The following is a 23608-nucleotide window of genomic DNA, read 5'->3' on the forward strand; positions in this document are numbered from 1 at the left end:
CCCTAATAATTGACGATAGTATACTATGTGGGCTTGAGAAAAACAAACATCCATAAAAAAGCGCACACCGGAACTTTGTCGGTGTGCGCTTCTCGTGATGCCGCTTAATCTTCTAAACGATCCTTTTCTAAAAGTGATGCGCCAGCAATACCTGGTTTGGTCATTTCAAAAGGATTCAAGATGACGTCAAGCTCTTCCTCTGTTAACACATCATTTTGCAGACAAAGCTCACGTACAGATGCGCCTGTAAGAATCGCTTCTCTTGCAATTCGTGCAGCAGCTTCATAACCAATATGCGGATTCACTGCTGTCATGACACCAGCACTTTTTTCTACATATTCTTTTAATCTCGTTTCATCTGCTTTTAGATCACGCAAGCAGTTGTCCATGAATGACTCAAATACATTCTTCATCATGCTGAGAGATTGTAGTAAGTTGAATATTAAAACTGGCTCCATGACGTTCAGTTCAAGCTGACCCGCCTCTGATGCAAGACAGATCGTGTGGTCATTTCCGATGACTTGGAATGCCACTTGGTTCATGACCTCAGGCATCACTGGGTTGACTTTCCCTGGCATGATGGATGAACCCGGCTGTCTCGGCGGCAAGTGAAGCTCACCAAAACCTGCTCTTGGACCTGATGCCATCAAGCGAATATCGTTCGCCATTTTGGACATATTCATCATACATACTTTCAGTGCAGCTGATACTTCTGTATAAGCATCCGTATTTTGTGTGGCATCGACTAAGTCTTCTGCTCCAACTAACGGTAATCCGCTAATGTCAGATAGATAGCCGACCACTTGGCGAATATATTTAGGATCAGCATTCAAGCCAGTTCCGACTGCTGTTGCACCCATATTGACTTCATATAAATGCTGTTTAGACTGCTTGATCCGTTTAATATCACGAGCAAGAACCTTTGCATAAGCACTAAACTCTTGACCAAGTCTAATTGGAACAGCGTCCTGAAGATGCGTACGTCCCATTTTGATCACATGATCGAATTCTTGTGCTTTTTCTGTCATGACTTGATGCATGTTTTCCATCGTATAAAGTAGTTTTTCAATCATATTCAATGTTGAAATATGAATCGCTGTTGGGAAAACGTCGTTTGTTGACTGCGACATGTTCACATGCGTGTTTGGACTTAGCTCAGTATAAGCGCCTTTTTCCTTTCCTAGTAATTCAAGCGCTCTGTTTGCAATGACTTCATTGGCATTCATATTCATTGAAGTGCCAGCCCCGCCTTGAATTGGATCGACTATAAATTGATTGTTCCATTTTCCTTCAATAACCTCATCGGCAGCTTGGACAATTTTTTCTCCAAGACCAGAATAGAGTCGCTTTGTATCCATATTTGCAAGTGCGGCTGCCTTTTTGACAATCCCTAATGCTTTGATGAGTTCCTCATGAACATGGTAGCCAGTAATTGGAAAGTTCTCTACTGCACGTAATGTTTGAATTCCATAATACGCTTGAGTGTCTACTTCCTTTTCACCTAGAAAGTCTCGTTCGATTCGAACTTGCTTGTCCTGTAGCTTCGTCATTTGAAAAGATCTCCTTTTACGCTGCTTTTGTTTGTTGTTTTAATTCCTCAATATACTTCTTCGATTTCTCTTGATCAAACACTTTTTCCCACTTAGACATGACAATGGCTGCAAGTGAGTTACCAAATACGTTAACAGTTGTACGAACCATGTCAAGAATACGGTCGATCCCAACGATGAAGGCAAGTCCTTCAAGCGGCAGTCCCATTGCACCAAGTGTTGTGATGACAACAACGATGGATGCACCTGGTACACCAGCCATTCCTTTAGATGTCAGCATCAAGATTAATAGTAACGTAATTTGCTCATAGATTGAAAGTGGCATGCCGTACATTTGTGCAACAAATATGGCGGCAATGGATTGATAGATGGCACTTCCATCTAAGTTAAAGGTGTAGCCTGTTGGGATAACGAACGACGTGATCGCTTTCGGGCAGCCGAACTTCTCCATTTTATCCATTAGTCTAGGCAGTACAGCTTCTGAACTTGCTGTTGAGAATGCAAGAATGATTTCTTCTTTTAGCACTTTAAATAGTGTAAAGACGCTTGTTCCAGCTAATTTTGCGATAATGCCAAGTACGACAATCACGAAGAATGCCATTGTGCCGTAAACGACAAGTACCAGCTTACCTAGCGGGAGAAGCGCTCCGACCCCGAATTTGATCACCGTCACACTGATGAGCGCGAATACACCAAATGGTGCAAACTTCATCACTTTATTGGTCACCCAGAACATGGCTTCGAGTATCCCCTCAAAGAATCCTAATACTGGTTTTCCTTTGTCTCCTACTGCGGCAATTCCTAATCCGAATAAGACGGTAAAGAAGATCGTTGGTAATAGATCACCTTCTGCAATAGATTGGAACACGTTTGTTGGCACTAGATGCACAATCGTTTCAGAGAAACTTGCTTTTTCGGAAGAAGCTTTTGATGTCTCTTCATATTTAGAGATATCGCCTTTTTCCATGTTGCTCATGTCAATTCCTGTACCAGGATGGAAGAAGTTTGCTGCAAGCAGTCCTACTGCTAATGCAATCGTTGTCACAATTTCGAAGTAAAGAATCGTTTTCCCACCGAGTCTTCCGATGGTTTTCATATCCCCTACACCAGCTACTGCGACAATCAACGCAGCAATAACAATTGGCAGAACGATCATTTTAATTAAGTGGATGAATATATCGCCAATCGGCGTTAACACATTAATAACGGTTTCATTTTGATAAAACAGCGCTCCCACGATAACACCCAGAACAAGCGCGATGAGTATTTGAGAAGCTAACCCTAACTTTTTCATACGTGAACCCCCTTTTTTTGATAACGCTTTCTTTGTTGCTTAATCGCATCTTAACGATGAACCTACAAAAAACGACAAAAAGGAACAAAAAGAAGTGAATTTTTTATGAAAAATCTTTTAAAAGGTGGGTTTTTCCACAAAATTGTTAAAAAAAGACTCCGCTTTTGGGCGAAGTCCTAATGATTTTGCATTTGTTCACTTGGTGTATCTTGTTGTGGAGAAAATCGATCGTACGTCGCATATCCAATGAGGACAAGAGCAACGTAGAACAATGCACTAATCGTCCAAATCCATTTGACATTCAGTTTCATTGTGCCACTTCCTCTCTCACAGGCTTCAATCGCTGCAATCTGAGCGCGTTCAATACAACGGACACGGAGCTAAATGCCATTGCTGCTCCTGCAAGCCATGGCGCAAGGAGCCCAAAAGCAGCTATCGGTATCCCAATACAATTATAAGCAAGCGCCCAAAAAAGATTTTGCTTAATGTTTCTCATCGTTTTTTGACTAAATTCAAGCGCATCCGCAATCGCATGGAGATCTCCTGTCATGAGTGTGATATCTGCTGCTTCCATGGCGACATCTGTCCCTGTTCCCACTGCCATCCCAATATTCGCTGTCGCAAGGGCCGGTGCATCATTGATGCCATCTCCAACCATGGCGACTTTCTTTCCTTCTTCCTGAAGCGCCGCAATGTGTGCTGCCTTTTCCTCAGGCAAGACTTCAGCAATGATATGATCAATGCCCGCCTGTTTCGCAATCGCCTCTGCTGTCAGCTTGTTATCGCCTGTCATCATCACGACGTGAATCCCTTGCTCTTTTAGACGCTTGATTGCTTGAGAAGAGGATGATTTGATCGTATCTGCGACCGCAACAATACCAGCAACTTCGCCGTCAATTGCGACAAGCATAGCCGTTTTCCCTTGCTGCTCCAGTGTTGTGACGGATGCTTCGACTTGATCATATGGGATATGATGTTTCTGTAATAGCTTACGCGTTCCAACCAAAAGCTTGTGTCCTGCTGCCTTTACTTCAATCCCATGACCTGGATCCGCTTGGAAGGCTTCAATCTCGACCGCTTCAATGCCTTGTTCCTTCATTCCATCTGTGATGGCTCTAGCAAGCGGGTGTTCCGACTGCTGTTCAGCTGATCCTACTAACTGAAGCAGCGCATCTTCTGTCCAATTAGCATATGCCTGCACATCTGTCAGACTCGGTTCCCCTTTTGTCACAGTTCCCGTTTTATCTAACACCACCGTGTCGAGTGATTGAGTCACTTCTAAATGCTCCCCGCCTTTAAACAGGATGCCTGATTCAGCGGCACGGCCGCTTCCAGCCATAATCGAGGTTGGTGTAGCAAGGCCGAGTGCACACGGACATGCGATAACGATGACCGCTATAAAGGTTTCAAGGGCTGCTGTCACATTTCCTGGATCAACAAAGAAAAACCAAATCAGGAAGGTGAGCACTGCAATTCCTACAACGATAGGAACGAATATACCTGATATTTGATCGGCCATCCTTTGAATCGGTGCTTTTGAGCCCTGTGCTTGTTCTACGACTCGGATAATCTGTGAAAGGGCGGTCTCTTTCCCAACCTTTGTCGCTTTCACTTTTACAAACCCATTTTTATTGATGGTTGCCCCGATGACCGAATCACCAGCCGTTTTATCAACAGGCAAACTTTCGCCAGTTATCATGGACTCATCGATTGCGGTTGTGCCCTCCACGATCTCTCCATCGACCGGTACTTTCTCTCCCGGTTTGACAAACACAAGGTCATTTACTTTCACTTCAGAAATAGGCACGGTCATCTCTTTCCCATCTCGCTCAATGACCGCTTCTTTCGCTTGTAGACCCATCAGCTTTTGAATCGCTTCTGATGATCTCCCTTTTGCTCTTGCTTCCATTAATTTACCGAGTACGATCAACGTAATGAGTACAGCACTTGTTTCATAATAGAGGGCTGCCTCATGTGTGCCTTGAACCGCTGACTGAATGCTTTCATATAAACTATAGAAAAACGCTGCTGATGTCCCAAGTGCGACAAGAACATCCATGTTGGCACTTTTATTACGTAACGCTTTATACGCACCTACATAGAAGGCCCAGCCGACAATAAACTGAACGGGTGCTGCTAACGCCAGCTGAACCCAAGGATTCATGAACGCTTCAGGCAGCCAAATAAAAGACGTGAAAGAAAAATGGCTGACCATTGCCCAAAGAAGCGGCAGTGACAGGATCATTGAAAATAGAAAGCGCGCCGTCTGCTTCTCTATTGCTGCTTGGCGATGATCTTTCTTTCCTTCCTCTGCTTCATCTACAGCTGGTTCAATTAAAGAATACCCAATGGACTGAACCGCTTCCTTTATATCACTTGTAGACGTTTGCCCTGGGTGATACGTGACCTGAAGGGTCTCCAGCGCAAAGTTCACAGATCCGTGATCAACACCATCCATCCGATTGATTTTTTTCTCGATTCGGTTGGCACACGCTGCACACGTCATTCCCTCTATATCAAATTCTGCTTGCTCCATCACCACATCGTAGCCGAGGGATTGAATTTTTTTCTTGAGATCATCTGGTGTGAGTTGTTCTGCTTCATACACAACATGAGATGTTTCCAGCGCCAAATTCACATTGGCATCCTCCACACCTTCCAGCCTGTTCAATCCCTTTTCAATGCGTCCTGCACAGGCAGCACAGGTCATCCCCGTAATTTGAAAGTCGATTTCCTTCTTCATTGACCTCACCTCTCCATATACACCATGGGGGTATTATATTTTGAAAAAAATACGTGCTGTTATGCAGCACGTCAGATTGTTGACAAAGTGCTAAAATGATCTTGATTTTAGCATTTTGTCTTCTTTTCAGCGTGATAGAAAACCTTTGAAGTCTAGGAAGGGCGAGCACTGGCGCGGAGCGAATTTGACATTCGTGAGCACCTGCGCGCAGACCTGACAACGAATGCGAGGGTTTGTCTACACGCTGACGTGCTGTTATGCAGCACGTATGTTCATTTAAACGACATCATATCCCTGTTCTTCAATTACATCAGAGATACGGTGCAACGTGACTTGATCTGGGTGAAATGAAACTTCCACCTCTCCTTTGTCTAAATGGACTTTCACAGATTCAACACCTGCTAGTTCTCCTACATTTCCTTCGACTGCTTTCACGCAATGTCCGCAAAACATGCCCTGCACTTGAAGTGTTGCTTGTTCCACTTCTCATCACCTCCATCAATCATTTTCTACAATTTACTATACCCTAGTAGGGTATCAATGTAAACATAAATGCTACGATTTTGTCAGTTTCGTAAAGACCGTCATTAACTCTTCAATGGCTTCATCCCCATTGCCGCTCTTGATTGCATCTGCTACGCAATGATGTGTATGCTTTTCCATCAAATGAAGACTGACCTTTTTCAAAGCCGCATTGACAGCGGAGATTTGGTTCACAACATCTATACAGTAACGATCGTTTTCAATCATTTGCTGAATCCCGCGCACTTGTCCTTCTACTCGTTTTAACCGATTGATCAATTGGTCTTTTTCCTTCTCGGCTCTAGGCGAAGCCATATGTCTTTCTTCATGTTCTGTCATGTGATCACCTTTTTTCTAATGTGACTTGTCTTTACCTAAATTAAAGCATATCTCCACCGGAAAAGGCAAAGATATGCTGAATACACTCTATCGGGTTTGCTTTAGTTTGTTAATTGTTCAATGTCCTGCAATAGATTGACGGACTGCTGAAGCTGCTTGATCAACCCTTGCTGGTCCTCAAGCATCGCAGCAATGTCAATGTTGTCTGCTTTCAATTGCTGTAAATACGTCTGAATTTCCTCTGACAGCACCTCATTTTTTTCAATGATCTGCGCATGCAGGTCTTCTGCTATTTTAGGTGCTGTGACTTCATTAAATTCTTGAATGTCTGCCTTCAATGATTCTAGTTGCTGGGTTAATTCTGCCTTTTTGGCGGCATTTTGCACAGCTTCTTCAGCGAGTTTTGGAAAGTCCTCTGTAAATTGCTGAATGTCTGTCACATATTCATTTGCCTCAGTGACATATGTCGTCGTATCGTTGACCTGATCAAGGAAGCCGGAGCACCCGCTTAATACAAACGTTCCGGAAAATAGGAAAGCCATCACATATTTTTTCATGATCGATCATCCTTTCATCTGTGGGATTAAAAGCATCATTGGTTCCGCTTCTCTATCACACAGATGCAAAAAGACCTTAAAAATAGCCAGACCTTTGCCCCATGTGTGATAGGCAAAGGTCTGGCTAACATTGTTCATGCCGGAATGGCCGAGAAACAACGAATGTTTCTGTAATGACGACCAGACCGTAAAAGCTACTCCCCTTTAGGAAACCGTTCAAATGTTATGTTTATCATATCGAATGTTAGGACAACCGTCAATGAGAAGCAAGTGGTAAATCAATTATCTTCATAAAGCATATAGTCCGCTCCGGTGGACGCATAAATCCGGTTGCGTCCTTGGCGTTTTGACATATACAAGGCTTGATCCGCTTCAAATAGAAGAGTTTCTAATACATTGGGATCATAAGCTGTGTGAGCTATTCCAAAGCTTGCTGTCACCCGCACTTTTTCCTCCTCATTCTCAAAGAAACTCATCTCAAACGAATGTCTAATTCGCTCTGCGATATGACAGGCCTCTTCAAAAGAATGATGCGGCAGACAAATAGCAAACTCTTCTCCGCCATATCGTCCGAATAAATCGTCCATCTGTAAATGCTGCTGACAAATGGTGACAACATGACGCAGTGCCTCGTCTCCAATATGATGTCCGTGCGTGTCATTGATTTGTTTAAAGAAATCAATGTCAAACAGCATAACAGCCGTATCCTGCGCATCCTCTTCCAGGATCATCTGCGTTCGTTCAATAAATGAAGAACGATTGAAGATATTCGTCAATCCATCAATATACGCACGACGCTCCAGCTCTTCCTGCAATAAACGCTGCTCTGTTACATCACTGATCACAATTTGCCTACCCTCGATCTCTCCTCTTCTATTAAATAGGGACGATGCGGTCAAATGATAATAGCTGGAATGATCTTTTTCCCTTTCCAACATTAAATCATATTGCGAATGATCCTGCGGAGAACGCAGCCATTGAATGAAGTCATGATCTTTGATGAAGCCCGAGAATATATCGTCTATTTTAAAACCAATCCCCTTTTTATTTGAAAGGGCTGGAATGATCGATGCAGCAGCGGGGTTGTAATCGATGAGTGTTCGGTATCGATCTAGAATGAGAACTCCCTCAGACATATGCTCAAACACACGCTCCATCGCAATGGGAGAGAGCTTAAAGAGCTGGAACGACATAATCGCCCATAAGTAGAGCGCATTGGTTAAAAACATCACCACAGGAACCGGATCAATATGAAGAGGTGTCACGCCTAATAAATAGATAAAAGATGTCGTGATTGGCAGTAACATCCCCACTAGCAAAATAAGGATCTGCTTTAAATACTCTTTTTTTGTCACACGCAAAAACCAAACCAGCATAAAAATAGCGAGCATCGAACAGCCAAACGTATAGACGCCATGAATGATATACCAATAGCCAATCGTAAAGTCAGCCAATAAAAATCCGTCTACTGGATTCATCGTAATGCTTCGATAAAAGAGTGAATGAAAAGAGTTGGTGAACACCATAATGGTGGTGAGAGTTGGAATCAGTAAGATGAGAAGCACGCGGCGCTTTGTGAAATATTGATGGAACCCCGTAAATTGCAGCACAATCATCAGACTAAATGGCGCAATGAACGGAAGACCAATGTATTGAAAACAAACCCAGAACATAATCTCCCTAGGTGTACTTGCTAGTAATTCAAATGTGTGCCCAAAGATATAAATCGCAGTTGCTCCAGACATGTACATAAACAATTGACAGCCAATATACCGGTGGCGGTTCGCATGAGCAATGATTGATAATATCACGGACAGAATGCCAGAAACACTCATGATCACAATAAAATGTAAAACAATCGAATCCATGTAAACGCCCCAATTTCAGTTATTTAGAACTAGTCTAATCTTACTATATATGAGGAAGTCACAAATGGGAAGATGTGATTTTGATTTGGGTGGAGGTTTTTTGTACAGTTTCGGTCAAATTTTGTCCATGAAACCTTATATTTCCGCTACTTTTTGCTTAATTTTAGGGAGAGATATGTTGCGATTGGAGAAATATCTGTACAATGTGGAGATTGGGATCAATGAAGAGGAGGCTATCAAGGTATATGACTTTTTTGATTATAATGGCGGGGCTGTTTATGCTGATTTTTTTGGAGAAGCCGTTTGAGAAGAGAGCATCTGGATTGATATTTTTGGTGAGTTATATACTGCTGATCGCAGTTTATGTGGTTCAAACAACGTTTGTGAAAATTGTATCGAATGGTTTGTTAATGATAATTGCGATGATTGTGGTTTGTCCTTTGTTTTTTCGGTTGGTGACGTCTTCTTCAAGGAAACGTACATAATAAGAACCAGAGATTGCATGAACTAGAATCTCTGGTTCTGCTGTGCGCCAAGTTGATTAGACGTGGGATAATAATGGACCTAGACACGTGCTTTCTTCAGCTTATATGAACAGCTACTTTTAAAAAAAATAGCCTTCTTTATTTACTCTTTGGCTTTTCACTTGCTTTCTCATCATTAATTTTAGTAACTTCTGCTTTTGCATGAACCATATCTTCTAATGCTTTCGTCATCCTAGAATCAACAAAATTCAAATCATCACCGTCTACCTTATCTTGCTTTGCAACCTTTAAGATATCTTTGAAAATCGGCTCTAAGTTGTCATATGTTTTCACTAAGTAACTATTTGCTTTTTTATACGTATCAGGAACTTTGTTTTCATTTTCTTTGGCTTCGTTAAGTAATTCTCGCAGGCTATCAATTTTCTTCTCAAGTTCACTAGCCCATTCTTTATCATAGCGATCATCCATTGGAACTAATGAAAAAAAGAAAGGCATAACTCTATCTTCAAAACGTTTTAGATACCCTTTATACCATGAAGCATATTCTTTATCGGTCATCTTTTCAATTTTTGCCGGCTCTTTATCTGACGCAGAACCGTTTACTGTTTCATTTTTTCCGCATGCTGTACTCAGCATCAATGTTAATACTAGAAGAAATATAGAAATCATTGTCCTTTTGTTTGTTTTCATGTGTCAATTACTCCTTACCTTTTTGAGAATTTTTCTACTTGATCATTAGCTTTAGCTCTGTGATCGTATGCTTTGTTAAGATCAAGATTTTTAAGTGCTTTCGGTGATTAATCTATGAGTTTATTGATATCTTTTGTTTTTAGCAATTACTCATATACTTTTTTATCGAATAGATGGCATTACCTGTATTAATGGCAGTATCTTTTAACAATCATGAGCATTGTGATTTCGATATCACGACTGTATTCTCGTACCACTTGGCACAAAGTTTTTCTACCTTTTCGTTGCTGCAGTTGTATAGAATACCAACAGTACGGCATACATAATCATCATTGAGAATAGTGATTTAGTTTATACTTTGTTCATTGAAATGAACACCCCTACATTTAATTATCGGTTAAAAAGTGGATATATTTATATATTTTCCCTATACACTTAACAAAAAAAGAGTTATTCTGGACTTATTTTCTACGTAGCTAGAATTATAAAAAATAAAGGTGGTATTAGTAATTATAGTCATTTAACGTGAATTGATCATGAAAAACTTTAGGTTAGTTTTATGAAAGAACTTGAGTGTTATAAAGCTATTGATGTAAATGCATAGGAGTAATTTATTTTTTAATTACCTAAACTCAAATAACTTTATTTTAAGTTTAAGGAAATTTAGTTAATCATTCAAAAAAGACTGAACAAGAAGGAGAACTTACTAATGACTTTCGATGAGTTATTGGAACTTTCAGAAGTAGATTTTATAAATTATGATTTCAAAAGAGAGATTTTCGATTTGAGAAATTTAACATATGATGAAAACAACCCTATTGCAAATATGATTCTATATAAAGGTAATATTTATGGATCTCGATCTGACTGTGATAGATTACCTTTAACCCTTGAAATATACAAAAGCTTATGGGGTAATGAATTTATATTCTGGGATACTAAAGAAACAAATTTTGTTGAGGCAAATGGAGAAACAATGAATTCATTCGTAACTCCTTACAAAGCATTTTATAAGGAAACATATAACTTATCTAATCCTCATTTTAAAGAATATGCAAAACTAACCCACACAGTAGGTAATTTTATACCTGTATACGCTATCAAAAATAAAAAACGTTGGTTTTCTCCTTTTAATAGTAAACGTTACAGTTCTACCTATGATTATTGGGATATATCGTTGAATCAAATTAAAATAATTTTAGATGATTTTGAAAATAGTAATGATTCTATTGATAATTTTTTAGAAAATCCGTTTTACAATAGCAGTGTTAAGTATGCAAAATATATTTTTGAATCTGCAAAGTGGATTTTAAGTTTTAATACTTGGCCTAAATTTGTGGAGAAGAATTTTTTACAAAGCTTTTTAGAAAATCCAAAAGATTTATCCAGTAACCCAAAAGAATTTTGGAACAATCACTTTAAAGGAACCGTTAGTACTAAAGATGAAAATAATCTGATTGAATTTTTAATTTTTGTCAATAAAGCGATTCAAGAACGAAGCTCACTTATATATAAACAACTTCATCTCAATAATACCTAAATCGTTCATAGCAACTAGATAATGAATTCCGCAAATTAAAAAAGTGCCCAAACCCATTATAAATAACGGTCTTGGCACTTTTTTTTCATATGGAGACGGTGGGAGTCGAACCCACGTCCAGAGACATCGATTACTTAAGCGTCTACGAGCGTAGTCAACATATTTGGTGTTCACTCATCCGCATGCCTGCTGACGGGCGCTTGGAGAGCTAGTCTGATGGATCTCTTCTTACGTCCTCAGACGAAAACGTAAGCGTAGCCTACTTCATTGGGCTCCTCACAGACACATAGGCGATGTCAGGAAGAGCTCGCTGCGCTTATTAGGCAGCTAGTGCTAAGTTTTGGTTAAAACTTTTAGTTTTGCCAGTTACATTTAGGTGCGTGTTAACGAGATCGCCTCTCGGCTCGCGGCCTAAGCTCGAACCATCCCTGTCGAATCCGTAACGTCCCCTTGTAAAAGGGATATACGGGATGGAAGTTCAGCTTCACTGCTTCCGTATATAACTATTATAACAATCTCATCGCTTGAAACAACTGGTGGTTTCTGTAAAAACAACAATGATTGTTTATTGCATAACATATTGTAGCATAATGCTTCCGCTCTCAGCAAGCCATCTGCATCAGGCTAGAATTGCTTTTGACGATCACGGAAGGCACGCTCGATTTCACGTTTTGCATCTTTTTTCTTCAGATCTTCACGTTTATCGTATTTCTTTTTCCCTTTCCCAATTCCAATCAACACTTTGGCAAATCCATTTTTCAAATAGAGTTTCAGAGGTACGAGTGAGTAGCCTTCTTCCTTTGTTGCACCAATCAATTTGCTGATTTGCTTGCGATGAAGCAGTAGCTTTCTCGTTCTCAGCGGATCATGGTTATAACGATTCCCCTGCTCGTATGGGCTCACGTGCATGTTGTGAAGAAACACTTCTCCTCGCTCGATTTTGGCAAAGGAATCTTTTAAATTCACTTTTCCTGCCCGAATCGATTTGATTTCAGTTCCTTGTAACACAAGGCCAGCTTCATATGTTTCTTCTATAAAATAGTCATGATTTGCTTTTTTGTTTTGGGAAACAACCTTTCCCTCTCCCTTTGGCATTAGCGTACACCCTCCTTTTGACACAAACACGGTCCAAATCGTACGGATTATTTTATCAAACAATCCAGCTTTCGACAATAATGACGCTATGTGGTCAAAAAGCAAATAGAGCGTGATGCCCTATTTGCTTTTTGTCACATTACTTTTTCTTTTTACGCTTTTGTTTTGGTGCGTTATCAAAGACGCGTTTTTTCTTTTTCTTCTTTTTACGGCCTGTGAACCAGTCACTTCCGCCTTTATCCTCTTTGGCTTTATCACCAGAGGCATTTTGACCTCCGCGCCCTTTTTTCGCTGGTGAATCTGTCCGTTTTTTAAACTTAAAATCTTTTGGTGATTTACGGCGGGTGCCTTTCATACCGACGATTTCAAAATCAATGGAGTGTTCATCTTTATTGACATTCACCACTTTGACTGTGATTTCATCACCGATACGGTAGACATTCCCTGTTCGTTCACCGATCATGGCAAAGTGCTGCTCATCAAAGCGATAGTAGTCGTCGGTCATGTAGCTGACATGGACAAGACCTTCAATTGTATTCGGCAGTTCAACAAATAGCCCGAAGTTCGTCACGGAACTAATCATGCCATCAAACTCTTCACCGATTTTATCAAGCATAAATTCTGCCTTCTTGAGATCATCTGTTTCACGCTCTGCATCGACTGAGCGGCGTTCCATGGTAGACGCATGATCTGCAATTTCAGGAAGCAACTGGCCCCACTTTTCTAGGGTTACTTCGTCTGTCTTTTTCTGAATCAAATAGGTTCTAATCAGTCTATGCACGATTAAGTCCGGATAACGGCGGATCGGTGATGTGAAATGTGTATAGAATTCCGTTGATAAACCAAAATGGCCGATGCTTTCCGGATCATACTTCGCCTGTTTCATCGAACGAAGCATGACAGTTTGTATCACAACTTCTTCTGGTTGATCCCTCACAGCATCAAGTACACTTTGAAGTGCACGTGGATGGATGTTTGTCGACGTTCCTTTCACAATGTAACCAAACGTTGTCACGAACTCTAAAAAGCGCTGAAGCTTCTCAGGATTTGGTTCTTCGTGAATTCGATAGATGAAAGGTACATTCATCCAGTGGATATGCTCTGCAACCGTTTCGTTTGCTACAAGCATGAATTCTTCAATTAATTTCTCGGCGACTGAACGTTCACGAACAACAACGTCTTTCGCTGCTCCTTCTTCATCCACAAGCACTTTTGCTTCTTTGAAGTCAAAGTCTACAGCCCCGCGCTCCATTCGTTTCTCGCGAAGAATCTCTGCAAGTTTCTCCATCTCTTGGAACATTGGCACAAGCGGCTCGTATTTGTCTAAAAGCTCTTCGTCTTGATCGACTAGAATCTTATTCACATCAGAATAAGTCATTCTTTCCGTCGTTTTGATCACACTTTGGAAAATCTCATGTTTGACGACCTTTCCATTTCGATCAATGACCATTTCACAAGATAGTGTGAGACGATCGACCTTCGGATTCAATGAGCAAATTCCGTTTGAGAGGCGATGCGGGATCATCGGAATGACGCGGTCTACGAGATATACACTCGTTCCACGCTCATAAGCTTCCTGATCAATCGGAGAGTTCTCTGTGACATAATGAGAGACATCTGCAATATGCACGCCTAGCTTATATTTGCCATCATCCAGCTTTTGCACCGTAACGGCATCATCTAAGTCCTTCGCATCTGCTCCGTCGATGGTGACAATCGTTTCGTTACGCAGATCACGTCTGCCTTCGAGGTCTTTTTCATCAATCGTTTCAGGTGTGTCTACTGCCTGCTGGAGCGCTTCTTCTGGGAACTCCCCTGGCAAGCCATGTTTATGAATAATTGATAGGATATCAATGCCAGGGTCATTTTTATGACCGAGGATTTCAGTCACTTCGCCCTCTGCACTCATTCTTCCTTCTGGGTAGCTAGTCAGCGTCACAACCACTTTATGCCCCTCTACCGCTCCATTTTTAGCGGATTTCGGGATGAAGATATCGGTTGTGATTTTTTTATCATCTGGAATGACAAAGCCAAAGCTTTTCGTTTCTGTGTAGGTACCGACAACCGTCTGAGTATTACGCTCCAGAATTCGGATGACCGTCCCTTCTTTTTTTGTGCCGTTTGATTTATGGCTGACACGAACCATAACCGTATCACCATTCATCGCTGTGCCTAGCTCATTTGGCGGAATGAAAATATCATCCTGTCCAAACTCTTCTGGTGTCACAAATGCAAAGCCTTTTGCATGAGCAGACAGCTTTCCTTTTATCAGGTTCATTTTTTCTGGTACACCGTAGCGATCGCTGCGCGTGCGAACGATGAGTCCTTGATCTTCCAGTATTACAAGTGCTTTGACGAGCTCTTTATAATCATCGGGATTGGTAATCTCCATCATCACTTCCAGCTCTTGAACGGTTAACGGTTTATACGCTTCATCTTTCATAAAAGCGAGTAATTCATCCATAAATTCTTCTTTTTGCACACTCTAACCCCCTATATATTTAAATTGACCAATCAAGTGATTCTAAGAATGCATATACATCCTGATGAACCTTCTCGCGCTCTTTATCAAGCGTGATCGCATGGCCTGATTCTTCATACCATGTCAAATGCTTTTGATCTGTCTCTACTTCGTTGTAGATGATATTCGCACTGTCTGTATTAATCATATGATCGTGACGTGCCTGAACAACAAAAGTAGGTGAATAAATCATGTCGACATTGTTTCTAACATCTGCAATGAGTGCTTGAAGGCTCTTAAGTGTATCCATTGGCGTTTTCTTGAACTCTTCCATTTCCTGTTCAATTTGGTCCTCTGACTTACCCTCGAATTTCTTATAGTTACGGGCATATTCTAGTACACCCTGGTACATGACTTCTTCACTTTTTATGTACATAGGTGCACACATAGGTACAATTCCCTTTACAGGTACAGTGTAACCTAATTTCAATGAAAAAACTCCTCCGAGGGATAGTCCGCAAACCGCAATTTCCTCAAAGCCTTCATCTTTCAAGAATTGATAGGCTTCTTGTACATCCTTCCACCAGTCATCCGGTCCAAAATGGACAAGCTCTTCTGGTGGCACACCGTGTCCTTTATATTGTGGTGCATGACACGTATATCCTCTTTCGTTCAAATAACGGCCAAGCATTCGAACATCGGCTGTATTCCCAGTAAAACCGTGAAGAAGAAGCACCGCCTTTTCTCCACCTTTAAACGTAAATGGTTTTGGTGTAACAACTTTCATGATGTGACTTCCTTTCCTTCTGATATGGTTTATATTTTCCACTTGTATGTATGAAACAAACACAAAAGAGTGCTGATAATAAAAAAAGGTCTGAAAAAAGATCAGACCTTCTGTTACTCGCGCTTTACACGCCTAAATATGCCAATGCAAGTGTTAAGATGAAGAAAAGCACTGACAAAATAACCGTTAAACGGTGAAGTATCAAGTCAAGACCTCTCGCTTTTTGCTTACCGAAAAGCTGCTCGGCTCCACCTGAAATAGCGCCTGACAGTCCAGCACTTTTACTAGATTGTAACAATACAACGATGATAAGTGCGATACTGACAATTACGAGTAATGTGATAACAAATGCGTGCATAAAAACACCTCCAGACAAACTGGTACACATAACTTTATTTTACATGAAAACAAGGTGCATGTCACGAAACATCAAAATAAAGATTCCCTCTATATTGTCGACTTTATTCGTTATTTTGATTCAATTTCATTCCAAAGAGTAGTATGCAGCATTTTTTATATGCAATTTTCGATTAAAAACACGTTTTTAACGGGTTGCTTCTTCTTGCAATAGCTGTTTTAATTCTACTAACAAACGTTCAGCTCCTTCAGGACTCAGCATCACTTTCCCATTTCCATAGCTTTTGTTGTACTTCGTCACTTGTCCAGTTAACAAGCAGCTCTTATCTGCATCATATCTTTTCAGCATAATGGTTTGATCTTCAATGAAAATTTCTAACAGTTGTTCTTCTTTAATATTGAGTACCTTGCGCATTTCTGAAGGCAGAACAATTCTGCCTAGTGAATCAATATGTCTGACCATCCCAGTACTTTTCAACGACATTGCCTCCTTGATCATTTCATTTATTGACTTTTGTCAATATTTTCATAGTAAAATAGATCTTCAAATTTTTTATCAAAGTAATGAATCATTTTGCCAATGACAAGTTGGCCTGGTTTCCGATGACCATTTAATACCCTGCTAAGTGTGGCAGGAGAGATGCCAATTTCATCAGCGAGCTGATTTAAAGACATATCGTTTTCGATCATATACTGCATGACAAAAGTCCGCCTGATCTGAATCTTTTCGACCATCATTACAACCTCCTATGGAATCAATATGTACAACGTGTAGGTGCTCACATGAATCAGATTCATTTACTTAAGTCAACACTTTTACCCCTCTGCTATTTCCTTTGGTCAATGATCATACTAAAATAAGTCATATACTGAAATGTGAGGTTCGATGTCATGAATCACTTTGGTGAACAATTACGCATTTTAAGAGAAAATAGAAAAATGTCTGTCAATCAACTCGCCATGTATTCAGGTGTAAGCGCTGCTGGTATTTCTCGTATTGAAAATGGAAAGCGTGGTGTGCCGAAGCCTTTAACCATAAAAAAATTAGCACACGCCTTGAAGGTGCCTTATGAGGATTTAATGCTGCTTGAACAGGAACAAGTTCATGAAATGAAACCAAAATATGAATCCGTGTTGAAAATCTATCAAACGGCGCTTCAAAAGGATGTAGAACATCTTCCCATGTTTGACGGAGACCTATGGGAAAGGCTATCCGCACAAGACATCAGCCAGCTGAATGAATACTTTCTTACGCTCATTAACCAAAAAAAGACGAATAAATAGCGGGGCATAACCCTAAGATACATTCACCATTAACTAATGTCAATATTTTCATGGTATACTTGTTGCCAATAGTCAATAAATCAAGTAAAATAGACATATCTAATCTATAACCATGTGAGGTTTTGCCTTGATGAAATTTGGTGCATATTTAAGAGCATTACGTGAGGAAAAGAAGCTGTCAGTGAACCAATTAGCCATGTATTCAGAGGTCAGTGCTGCTGGTATTTCTCGTATTGAGAATGGGAAACGCGGCATTCCAAAGCCTCCTACGATAAAAAAACTAGCCAGTGCATTAAAGGTTCCTTATGAAGATATGATGCAGGCAGCGGGCTATATTGAGGAAGCCTCTTCTGTCCATCAGTTGAAGGAAGAGGAAATGGCACTATCCAAAATAAAGGAAGCCGCAGCGCAATACGAACTTGGCGATCTCGAACTATTTGATGGAGACATTTGGTCAACTCTTTCGAAAAAAGAAATAGAAGATCTCAATCGCTATCTGTTATTTATAATCAACAGCCGTTCGTCTTAGAATGTTTTGATCATTGACAAGCTTTTTGAGCTGATTTATGACAAATTTACGGTATAATGGGTTCAGATTGGAGTGAAGAAAGATGAATCAATCTGATATGTGCCCGCGGTTTGAAAAAGCAGTTGAGTTATTGAGTAAACGCTGGGTTGCACTGATTGTTTTTCAGCTTCTCTCAGGTCCGCAGCGCTTTAGTGAAATTGAGGCCGCTCTGACAAATTTAAGCGGAAGAGTATTATCTGAGAGATTAAAAGAACTGGAAGCAGCAGGCATTGTAAAACGGGAAGTTTTTGCTGAAACACCCGTGCGTATTGAGTATTCTTTAACTGATATGGGGCGTTCCCTTGCACCCGTTTTTGAGGAAATTTCGAAGTGGTCTACTGAATGGATCACGCTTGAATCATAAAATAACTGCATGTGAACTGCCTGATCTCATAAAACAACCTCCCTTACAGATTGTAAGGGAGGTTTTATCTTTTCAACCGCTTAAGCAGATGTCATGTTTTTTTCAGCTAATGCTTTTCTTTCTTTTTTCTTGTTCGTTGGGCTTAAATAACGTTCGAGCCAGCCCATGACTAGGTCAGCGATAATGGCCATGAGTGCAGTTGGAATCGCACCTGCTAAAATGATGGCTGTTCCGTTTGTGGCGTTTGATCCTCTGATGATGATATCACCTAGACCTCCTGCACCAACAAATGTCCCAATCGCTGTAATACCGATGGCAATGACCAGTGCCGTTCTTAAACCAGCCATTATGACCGATAAAGCAAGCGGTAATTCAACCATTCTCAGCACTTGCCATTTCGTCATGCCCATCGCTTTACCCGATTCTAAATACGCATGTTCAATGCTGACAATCCCTGTATACGTGTTGCGGATAATCGGCAGAAGCGAATACAGAAAGAGTGATAAGATGACTGTATTTGCGCCAAGTCCTAACACAAGCATTAACACGGAAAGCATCGCTAACGCCGGTATGGTTTGAATGACATTGGTAATGGCAAAGATCCAATTGCTTAGCTTACGGTAATGCGCCACAAAGATGCCTACTGGAATTCCGACTATTGCCGCAAACAGCACACCATACGCTGACATGAGAAAATGCCGATAAAATTCTTCTAACACATATGAACCGTTCTGCTGATAATACGTCCATAATTGCTGCAGTGTGTCCATCAGCCGTGACACCTCCCCATCTTACTCAAAGTAATTGTGCTTTTTCAGGAAATTCTTCGCAACGGTGGCTGGTTCTTGAAGCTCTCCGTCGACTTGATAGTTCAACTCTTGCATTTGTTCTGTATCGATTTTTCCGATCAGTCTGTTGATCACCTTATCAAGCCCTGGGTTCTCTTTTAAGACTTTTTCCGGGACAACTGGCGATGCATCATATGGCGGGAAAAATCGCTTATCATCTTTTAAAATTTTGAGGTCATAGGCTTTGATTCGTCCATCTGTTGAATAGGCAAGCACAATATCCATTTTTTCATTTTTTAATGCATCATAGACTAAACCAATCTGCATTGGATACGTGCTTCCAAATTCAATTCCGTATGTTTTCACGAACCCTTCATAACCGTCGCCTTTCTTTTTGAGCCAAATATTATCGACACCGAACCGATAATTCTTCGCATTCTTTTTCAAATCAGAGACCGTTTCTAACTTGTTTTCCTTCGCCATCTTTTGCGTCACGGCAAAGGCATACGTATTATCAAAGCCATAGGAATCAAACCATTTGTAATCATAGCGTTTCTTAAATTCTTTTTGAACGATTTCCATTGCACGCTCCGGATCTTTTTCCGCATCCATTCCAAGCGTACTCGTCAAATCTGTCCCTGTATATCTAGTCGCAGCAATGTCGATATCTCCATTTTCCATTGCTTTCTGCTGTACGGTATTAGAGCCTAAGTTCTTCACAATGGTTGTCTTTTTATCTGTGTAATGTTCGATGATATCGCTCACCATATAGGCCATGATTTCTGATTCGGTAAAGTTTTGTGCTCCCACCCGCAGCGTGTTGCCTGAGGAGCCGGCTAGTCCAGGAAGTGAACAGCCGCTTATCAATAGCAAGCATCCGGCAAGCAGTGCACTGATCCATTTTGTTTTTCGATTCTTCACATAAGCCAACTCCTTATGAAACTTCCTTCAACCCTTTTAAGCCTTCTGGTGTTACTTTTTTCTCCAGCTTCATCAAGGTAAAGTCGATGATGACCGCTAAAATAGTAACTGGGATGGCACCTGCAATAATATATTCCGGCTGATATAGCTGAAGTCCAATGAGAATGTAGTCACCAAGACCGCCTCCACCGATAAAAGCAGCAAGTGTTGTCCAGCCAATTAAATAAATCGTTGACGTTCGGACACCTGCCATAATGATCGGTACAGCAAGCGGAAGTTCCACAAGACGAATTTGCTCCCATGTCGTCATGCCGATTCCTTTACCGGATTCAAGGAGATTTTTGTTCACCCCTTGGACGCCGGCATACGTATTTCTCAAAATAGGCAATACTGAATAGAAAAAGAGAGCAACGATTGCAGGTATTTTCCCAACTCCCAAAATAGGAATAAAAAATGCAAGAATCGCTAAACTAGGGAGTGTTTGAAAGATATTCACGACACCGATGACAAAACCTGCGCCTCGTTTCATTCGCGTGAGAACGACGCCTAAAGGAACGGCAACGATAATTCCTAGTACGACAGCAATTAAGGAAATATATAAATGCTCCCACATTTTTGTGAGGAGTTCCCCACCATTTTTCTCTAGAAAATCGATGATTTGATCCATGTGTCCACCTCCCTTAGTTCATTTCAATGGCAGACGCTGGCGTATCGTCTCCCCAAATGGAGTCGTACACAACATCTACAAGACTTGCCCGTGTCACAATGCCTTTTAAATGCCCTTTGGCATCGACAACCGGTACATATTTAATACCGCGTATTAAGATTTTCCGAACGGTGTCTCTGAGAAGTGCGCCTTCTTGTACAGTATAGAACTCTGTATTTAGGATCTCACCAACGAAAGCCGCTTTTCTGCGATTCGCATCAATTGTTTCAATATCGATATAGCCTTTTAACACACCATTTTCGTCTACTACAAGCAAGGAATCGACCCGTTTCTCTCTCATGATGTAGATGGCATCAGTCAATGTTTGTTCGACTGTAATGGTGACTGGTGACGTGTTCATCATTTGTTCTACACGTTCCATATTCGGATTTGATTGAAGCAGGCGTTCTTTTCCAATGAATTCTTCTACGAACTCGTTGGCTGGGTTACGTAAAATATCGTCAGGTGTGCCTACTTGGACAATCTCTCCATCTTTTAAAATCACAATTCGATCAGCTAGTTTAATCGCTTCATCCATGTCATGTGTGACGAAGACGATGGTTTTATTTAATGTTTTTTGCAGTTTCTTAAATTCTTCCTGCAATGTATCTCGTGTAATTGGATCAAGAGCACCAAATGGTTCGTCCATGAGGATCAGAGGGGGTTCTGCTGCCAGTGCGCGGAGAACTCCGATACGCTGCTGCTGTCCTCCACTCAGTTCATGAGGATAGCGCTCTAAAAATTCTGGGCCCATGTCGACGAGCTTCAGCAGTTCGCGTGCTCGTTCGTTCCGTTTTTCTTCCGGCCATTTTAAGAGCTTTGGCACAAGTGAGATGTTTTGCGCGATGGTCATATGGGGAAACAGTCCAATTTGCTGAATCACATAACCGATTTCTCTTCTTAATTGAACTGGATCTTTTTTCATAATATTTTCTCCCTCGATGAAAATGTTTCCTGAGGAAGGTTCGATGAGTCGATTGATCATCTTCATGGTTGTGGTCTTACCACAGCCACTCGGTCCAATAAAACAAATAAATTCTCCTTTTGCTATGTCTAAATCAATATTTTTGACAGCTTTTTTTCCACCTTTATACGTCTTAGATACATTCTCTAGTTTCAGCAAATGAGACACCTCCAATTAGTTGGATCTATATATTCAGAAAATTTCCACCTTATTAATTATAGTGCAAACTTTATAAAATAAAAAGTTTATGATGTGTTTGTATTGCATAACATTTATATAAAATTTTCAGTTAACCCCGTAATATCTAGAGATCTCTCCTTTTTCCTGCAAATTACTAGCAATTACTCAATATTTATTGTTTTCATCAACAAACAGGTATATGATATATTGTGTTACAAATTGTCAATCGTGAAGGGATGAAGCGGGGAGTGGACAAGCAAGCGCTAGGCGCCATTCAAAAAGCACAGGATCATTATATTGAAAAAGCTGCAGAGAACATGAATGCCTTTGGTCTTTCTTCTACAGTGGGTAGAGTGCTTGGTATCATTCACATGAACCGTAAACCAATGACGCTGGAAGAGCTATCAGAGGCGACCGGCATGAGCAAAACGAGGATGAGTCAAGTCGTTCGAGAAATGCTCGATTTAAATATTGCGGAAAAGGTTTATGAAAAAGGAATACGTAAAGATCTTTATGACGTTGAGCAAGATCAATACCAAACGTTTATTTCATTGTTTGCAGCCAATTGGACACGTGTTGTCAGTAAAAACCGTAAAGCACATAAGAAAACGTGCAAGGAATTGCAAGAGCTGCTTGAACAGGAAGATTTACCAGAAGAAACAGAGGATAAAATCAATCTGCTTCTTTCAGAAATCAAGGAAAGTCTTGATTACTATGATTGGATTAGCCGCTTAATTGAGTTCTTTGAAAGTGAAGAAGTATTTAAGCATGTGCCGAAACCTTAAAAAAAGCTGTTTTATTTTACATCATTGTAGAAAAAAACAGCTTTTTTATATACACTTATGACATAAACATCGGAAACATCCCTTTTAAGCCTGCGCCGATCATTTCAACTGCCACTACAGCCAGAATTAATCCCATCAATCGCGTCACGACATTCATCTCTGTTTTCCCCATTTTCCGCATAATAAAACTTGAATAATGAAAGGCATAATACGTCATGGTAAGAACAATGACAATGCCGATTAGAATCGAAAACATGTGGAGCATCCCTTGACTTCCAGGGGTTAAACTCATGACTGTAGCGATTGTACCGGGACCAGCGATGATCGGAATGGCAAGAGGTGTAACGGAGATATCTGCCTTCTCTTTGCTTTCTGCCTTCTCCTCTGAATGAGGATTTTGAACGTGAGATTCTTTTGCATTCAGCAAATTGTAAGCGATGCCAAAAATAAAAATACCGCCAGCGATACGGAGTGCATGAATATCGATCCCAAACAATTTGAAAATGAGCCTGCCTGCCAATAAAAAGGCAATCAAAATAATAAAAGAGACCACGATGGCTTTTTTGGCTGTCTGGGAGCGCTCTTTCTCTGTATAGCCCTCTGTTAAGGTAATGAAAAGCGGTACGTTTCCAATGGGGTTTGATACAGCAAATAATGAGACGACAACATGAATCATAAAGGAAATCAACAGACACCCTCCTTTTTTCATAGTGTCTGCCATTCTGATGTGAATATTCCCTTGTGATGTTAAAACCTGTAT

The 23608-nt window shown here is 40.7% G+C and carries 26 protein-coding genes and 1 other RNA gene; 6 read left to right on the plus strand and 21 right to left on the minus strand.

The features are described 5' to 3' along the window. Positions 1–104: 104 nt before the first annotated feature. From aspA to NKR21_RS17170, 8 genes are all read right to left on the minus strand, one after another. Positions 105–1550 (minus strand): aspartate ammonia-lyase, encoded by a 1446-nt coding sequence (gene aspA / locus NKR21_RS17140; protein ID WP_088001228.1) that lies wholly within the window; start codon positions 1548–1550, stop codon positions 105–107. A 16-nt stretch (positions 1551–1566) separates the two neighbouring features. After that, complete coding sequence (locus tag NKR21_RS17145; protein WP_012011268.1) at positions 1567–2844, minus strand: cation:dicarboxylate symporter family transporter; 1278 nt, start codon at positions 2842–2844, stop codon at positions 1567–1569. A 176-nt stretch (positions 2845–3020) separates the two neighbouring features. Further along, positions 3021–3155 carry a hypothetical protein gene (locus NKR21_RS21205; protein ID WP_012011269.1) on the minus strand — a complete coding sequence of 45 codons (135 nt, stop codon included), beginning with the start codon at positions 3153–3155 and terminating at the stop codon, positions 3021–3023. Next, on the minus strand, positions 3152–5587 hold the full coding sequence (locus tag NKR21_RS17150; RefSeq protein ID WP_144457090.1) for a heavy metal translocating P-type ATPase: 2436 nt from the start codon (positions 5585–5587) through the stop codon (positions 3152–3154). Before NKR21_RS17150 ends, NKR21_RS21205 begins: the two co-directional genes overlap by 4 nt. 276 nt (positions 5588–5863) lie before the next feature. Further along, positions 5864–6070, minus strand: coding sequence for a copper chaperone CopZ (gene copZ, locus NKR21_RS17155; protein WP_144457086.1), 207 nt, complete (start codon positions 6068–6070; stop codon positions 5864–5866). 72 nt (positions 6071–6142) lie between these two features. Next, positions 6143–6448 (minus strand): metal-sensing transcriptional repressor, encoded by a 306-nt coding sequence (locus NKR21_RS17160; RefSeq protein ID WP_012011272.1) that lies wholly within the window; start codon positions 6446–6448, stop codon positions 6143–6145. A 101-nt stretch (positions 6449–6549) separates the two neighbouring features. Continuing rightward, positions 6550–7005 carry a DUF6376 family protein gene (locus tag NKR21_RS17165; protein WP_144457084.1) on the minus strand — a complete coding sequence of 152 codons (456 nt, stop codon included), beginning with the start codon at positions 7003–7005 and terminating at the stop codon, positions 6550–6552. A 278-nt stretch (positions 7006–7283) separates the two neighbouring features. Further along, positions 7284–8873, minus strand: coding sequence for a histidine kinase N-terminal 7TM domain-containing diguanylate cyclase (locus NKR21_RS17170; RefSeq protein WP_144457082.1), 1590 nt, complete (start codon positions 8871–8873; stop codon positions 7284–7286). A 64-nt stretch (positions 8874–8937) separates the two neighbouring features. Here NKR21_RS17170 and NKR21_RS17175 point away from each other — a divergent pair, with 64 nt between their 5' ends. After that, on the plus strand, positions 8938–9180 hold the full coding sequence (locus tag NKR21_RS17175) for a hypothetical protein (protein ID WP_144457080.1): 243 nt from the start codon (positions 8938–8940) through the stop codon (positions 9178–9180). 316 nt (positions 9181–9496) lie between these two features. Here the strand turns inward: NKR21_RS17175 and NKR21_RS17180 are convergent, their stop codons facing one another. Further along, a complete protein-coding gene (locus tag NKR21_RS17180) occupies positions 9497–10048 on the minus strand; it encodes a hypothetical protein (protein ID WP_119125374.1) in 552 nt (183 codons plus the stop codon). 709 nt (positions 10049–10757) lie between these two features. Between NKR21_RS17180 and NKR21_RS17185 the strand changes: the two genes are divergently transcribed. After that, on the plus strand, positions 10758–11588 hold the full coding sequence (locus NKR21_RS17185) for a hypothetical protein (RefSeq protein ID WP_012011278.1): 831 nt from the start codon (positions 10758–10760) through the stop codon (positions 11586–11588). Between the two features lie 87 nt (positions 11589–11675). Here NKR21_RS17185 and ssrA read toward each other — a convergent pair. The 7 genes from ssrA to NKR21_RS17220 all read right to left on the minus strand — a co-directional run bounded on the left by ssrA (position 11676) and on the right by NKR21_RS17220 (position 17026). Then, positions 11676–12038: a transfer-messenger RNA gene (ssrA, locus tag NKR21_RS17190) on the minus strand. Between the two features lie 174 nt (positions 12039–12212). Then, complete coding sequence (gene smpB, locus NKR21_RS17195) at positions 12213–12683, minus strand: SsrA-binding protein SmpB (RefSeq protein WP_012011279.1); 471 nt, start codon at positions 12681–12683, stop codon at positions 12213–12215. Positions 12684–12822: 139 nt separating this feature from the next. Further along, positions 12823–15165: a ribonuclease R gene (rnr, locus tag NKR21_RS17200; RefSeq protein WP_119125375.1), complete on the minus strand. Its 2343-nt coding sequence runs from the start codon at positions 15163–15165 to the stop codon at positions 12823–12825. A gap of 19 nt (positions 15166–15184) precedes the next feature. After that, entirely contained in the window at positions 15185–15931 is a 747-nt protein-coding gene (locus NKR21_RS17205) for an alpha/beta hydrolase (protein WP_012011281.1), read from the minus strand. A 124-nt stretch (positions 15932–16055) separates the two neighbouring features. After that, the gene (gene secG, locus NKR21_RS17210; RefSeq protein WP_003212746.1) at positions 16056–16289 is read right to left on the minus strand and encodes a preprotein translocase subunit SecG; all 234 of its coding nucleotides are present in this window, start codon (positions 16287–16289) and stop codon (positions 16056–16058) included. Positions 16290–16475: 186 nt separating this feature from the next. Continuing rightward, the gene (locus NKR21_RS17215; protein ID WP_144457078.1) at positions 16476–16766 is read right to left on the minus strand and encodes an AbrB/MazE/SpoVT family DNA-binding domain-containing protein; all 291 of its coding nucleotides are present in this window, start codon (positions 16764–16766) and stop codon (positions 16476–16478) included. A 26-nt stretch (positions 16767–16792) separates the two neighbouring features. Then, positions 16793–17026: a helix-turn-helix domain-containing protein gene (locus NKR21_RS17220; protein WP_012011284.1), complete on the minus strand. Its 234-nt coding sequence runs from the start codon at positions 17024–17026 to the stop codon at positions 16793–16795. Between the two features lie 153 nt (positions 17027–17179). On the opposite strand from NKR21_RS17220, the gene NKR21_RS17225 reads away from it, so the two are divergent. The 3 genes from NKR21_RS17225 (at position 17180) to NKR21_RS17235 (ending at position 18504) form a co-directional block, all read left to right on the plus strand. Further along, entirely contained in the window at positions 17180–17572 is a 393-nt protein-coding gene (locus tag NKR21_RS17225; RefSeq protein ID WP_144457076.1) for a helix-turn-helix domain-containing protein, read from the plus strand. A gap of 130 nt (positions 17573–17702) precedes the next feature. Continuing rightward, positions 17703–18101: a helix-turn-helix domain-containing protein gene (locus NKR21_RS17230; protein WP_012011286.1), complete on the plus strand. Its 399-nt coding sequence runs from the start codon at positions 17703–17705 to the stop codon at positions 18099–18101. An 82-nt stretch (positions 18102–18183) separates the two neighbouring features. Beyond that, positions 18184–18504 carry a catDE operon transcriptional regulator CatR gene (locus NKR21_RS17235; protein WP_058013669.1) on the plus strand — a complete coding sequence of 107 codons (321 nt, stop codon included), beginning with the start codon at positions 18184–18186 and terminating at the stop codon, positions 18502–18504. An 80-nt stretch (positions 18505–18584) separates the two neighbouring features. On the opposite strand, the gene NKR21_RS17240 is transcribed toward NKR21_RS17235, so the two are convergent. Genes NKR21_RS17240 through NKR21_RS17255 form a run of 4 tightly spaced genes read right to left on the minus strand, consistent with a single transcriptional unit; the run spans position 18585 to position 22042 of the window. Beyond that, positions 18585–19274, minus strand: a complete 690-nt coding sequence (locus NKR21_RS17240; RefSeq protein ID WP_044138966.1) for an ABC transporter permease — start codon at positions 19272–19274, stop codon at positions 18585–18587. Positions 19275–19295: 21 nt separating this feature from the next. Next, positions 19296–20213: an osmoprotectant ABC transporter substrate-binding protein gene (locus NKR21_RS17245; protein WP_012011289.1), complete on the minus strand. Its 918-nt coding sequence runs from the start codon at positions 20211–20213 to the stop codon at positions 19296–19298. A 13-nt stretch (positions 20214–20226) separates the two neighbouring features. Next, on the minus strand, positions 20227–20880 hold the full coding sequence (locus NKR21_RS17250; protein WP_003213477.1) for an ABC transporter permease: 654 nt from the start codon (positions 20878–20880) through the stop codon (positions 20227–20229). Positions 20881–20893: 13 nt separating this feature from the next. Continuing rightward, the gene (locus tag NKR21_RS17255; RefSeq protein ID WP_088001211.1) at positions 20894–22042 is read right to left on the minus strand and encodes a betaine/proline/choline family ABC transporter ATP-binding protein; all 1149 of its coding nucleotides are present in this window, start codon (positions 22040–22042) and stop codon (positions 20894–20896) included. Between the two features lie 269 nt (positions 22043–22311). On the opposite strand from NKR21_RS17255, the gene NKR21_RS17260 reads away from it, so the two are divergent. Further along, entirely contained in the window at positions 22312–22848 is a 537-nt protein-coding gene (locus NKR21_RS17260; protein ID WP_012011291.1) for a GbsR/MarR family transcriptional regulator, read from the plus strand. A gap of 55 nt (positions 22849–22903) precedes the next feature. Here NKR21_RS17260 and NKR21_RS17265 read toward each other — a convergent pair whose 3' ends face one another. Then, a complete protein-coding gene (locus tag NKR21_RS17265) occupies positions 22904–23536 on the minus strand; it encodes a MarC family protein (protein ID WP_144457074.1) in 633 nt (210 codons plus the stop codon). Positions 23537–23608 lie beyond the last annotated feature (72 nt).

The sequence above is a fragment of the Bacillus sp. 1735sda2 genome (assembly GCF_024159245.1).
GTDB lineage: Bacteria > Bacillota > Bacilli > Bacillales > Bacillaceae > Bacillus > Bacillus pumilus_O.

Coding starts and splice junctions, on each gene's coding strand:
- NKR21_RS17145 (WP_012011268.1), bottom strand. CDS start 2,844: ATGAAAAAGTTAGGGTTAGCTTCTCAAATACTCATCGCGCTTGTTCTG.
- NKR21_RS17220 (WP_012011284.1), bottom strand. CDS start 17,026: ATGATGGTCGAAAAGATTCAGATCAGGCGGACTTTTGTCATGCAGTAT.
- NKR21_RS17170 (WP_144457082.1), bottom strand. CDS start 8,873: ATGGATTCGATTGTTTTACATTTTATTGTGATCATGAGTGTTTCTGGC.
- secG (WP_003212746.1), bottom strand. CDS start 16,289: ATGCACGCATTTGTTATCACATTACTCGTAATTGTCAGTATCGCACTT.
- NKR21_RS17150 (WP_144457090.1), bottom strand. CDS start 5,587: ATGAAGAAGGAAATCGACTTTCAAATTACGGGGATGACCTGTGCTGCC.
- NKR21_RS21205 (WP_012011269.1), bottom strand. CDS start 3,155: ATGAAACTGAATGTCAAATGGATTTGGACGATTAGTGCATTGTTCTAC.
- NKR21_RS17205 (WP_012011281.1), bottom strand. CDS start 15,931: ATGAAAGTTGTTACACCAAAACCATTTACGTTTAAAGGTGGAGAAAAG.
- NKR21_RS17235 (WP_058013669.1), top strand. CDS start 18,184: ATGAATCAATCTGATATGTGCCCGCGGTTTGAAAAAGCAGTTGAGTTA.
- NKR21_RS17230 (WP_012011286.1), top strand. CDS start 17,703: ATGAAATTTGGTGCATATTTAAGAGCATTACGTGAGGAAAAGAAGCTG.
- aspA (WP_088001228.1), bottom strand. CDS start 1,550: ATGACGAAGCTACAGGACAAGCAAGTTCGAATCGAACGAGACTTTCTA.
- NKR21_RS17180 (WP_119125374.1), bottom strand. CDS start 10,048: ATGAAAACAAACAAAAGGACAATGATTTCTATATTTCTTCTAGTATTA.
- NKR21_RS17160 (WP_012011272.1), bottom strand. CDS start 6,448: ATGACAGAACATGAAGAAAGACATATGGCTTCGCCTAGAGCCGAGAAG.
- NKR21_RS17185 (WP_012011278.1), top strand. CDS start 10,758: ATGACTTTCGATGAGTTATTGGAACTTTCAGAAGTAGATTTTATAAAT.
- NKR21_RS17175 (WP_144457080.1), top strand. CDS start 8,938: ATGGGAAGATGTGATTTTGATTTGGGTGGAGGTTTTTTGTACAGTTTC.
- smpB (WP_012011279.1), bottom strand. CDS start 12,683: ATGCCAAAGGGAGAGGGAAAGGTTGTTTCCCAAAACAAAAAAGCAAAT.
- NKR21_RS17250 (WP_003213477.1), bottom strand. CDS start 20,880: ATGGATCAAATCATCGATTTTCTAGAGAAAAATGGTGGGGAACTCCTC.
- NKR21_RS17165 (WP_144457084.1), bottom strand. CDS start 7,005: ATGAAAAAATATGTGATGGCTTTCCTATTTTCCGGAACGTTTGTATTA.
- NKR21_RS17240 (WP_044138966.1), bottom strand. CDS start 19,274: ATGGACACACTGCAGCAATTATGGACGTATTATCAGCAGAACGGTTCA.
- NKR21_RS17225 (WP_144457076.1), top strand. CDS start 17,180: ATGAATCACTTTGGTGAACAATTACGCATTTTAAGAGAAAATAGAAAA.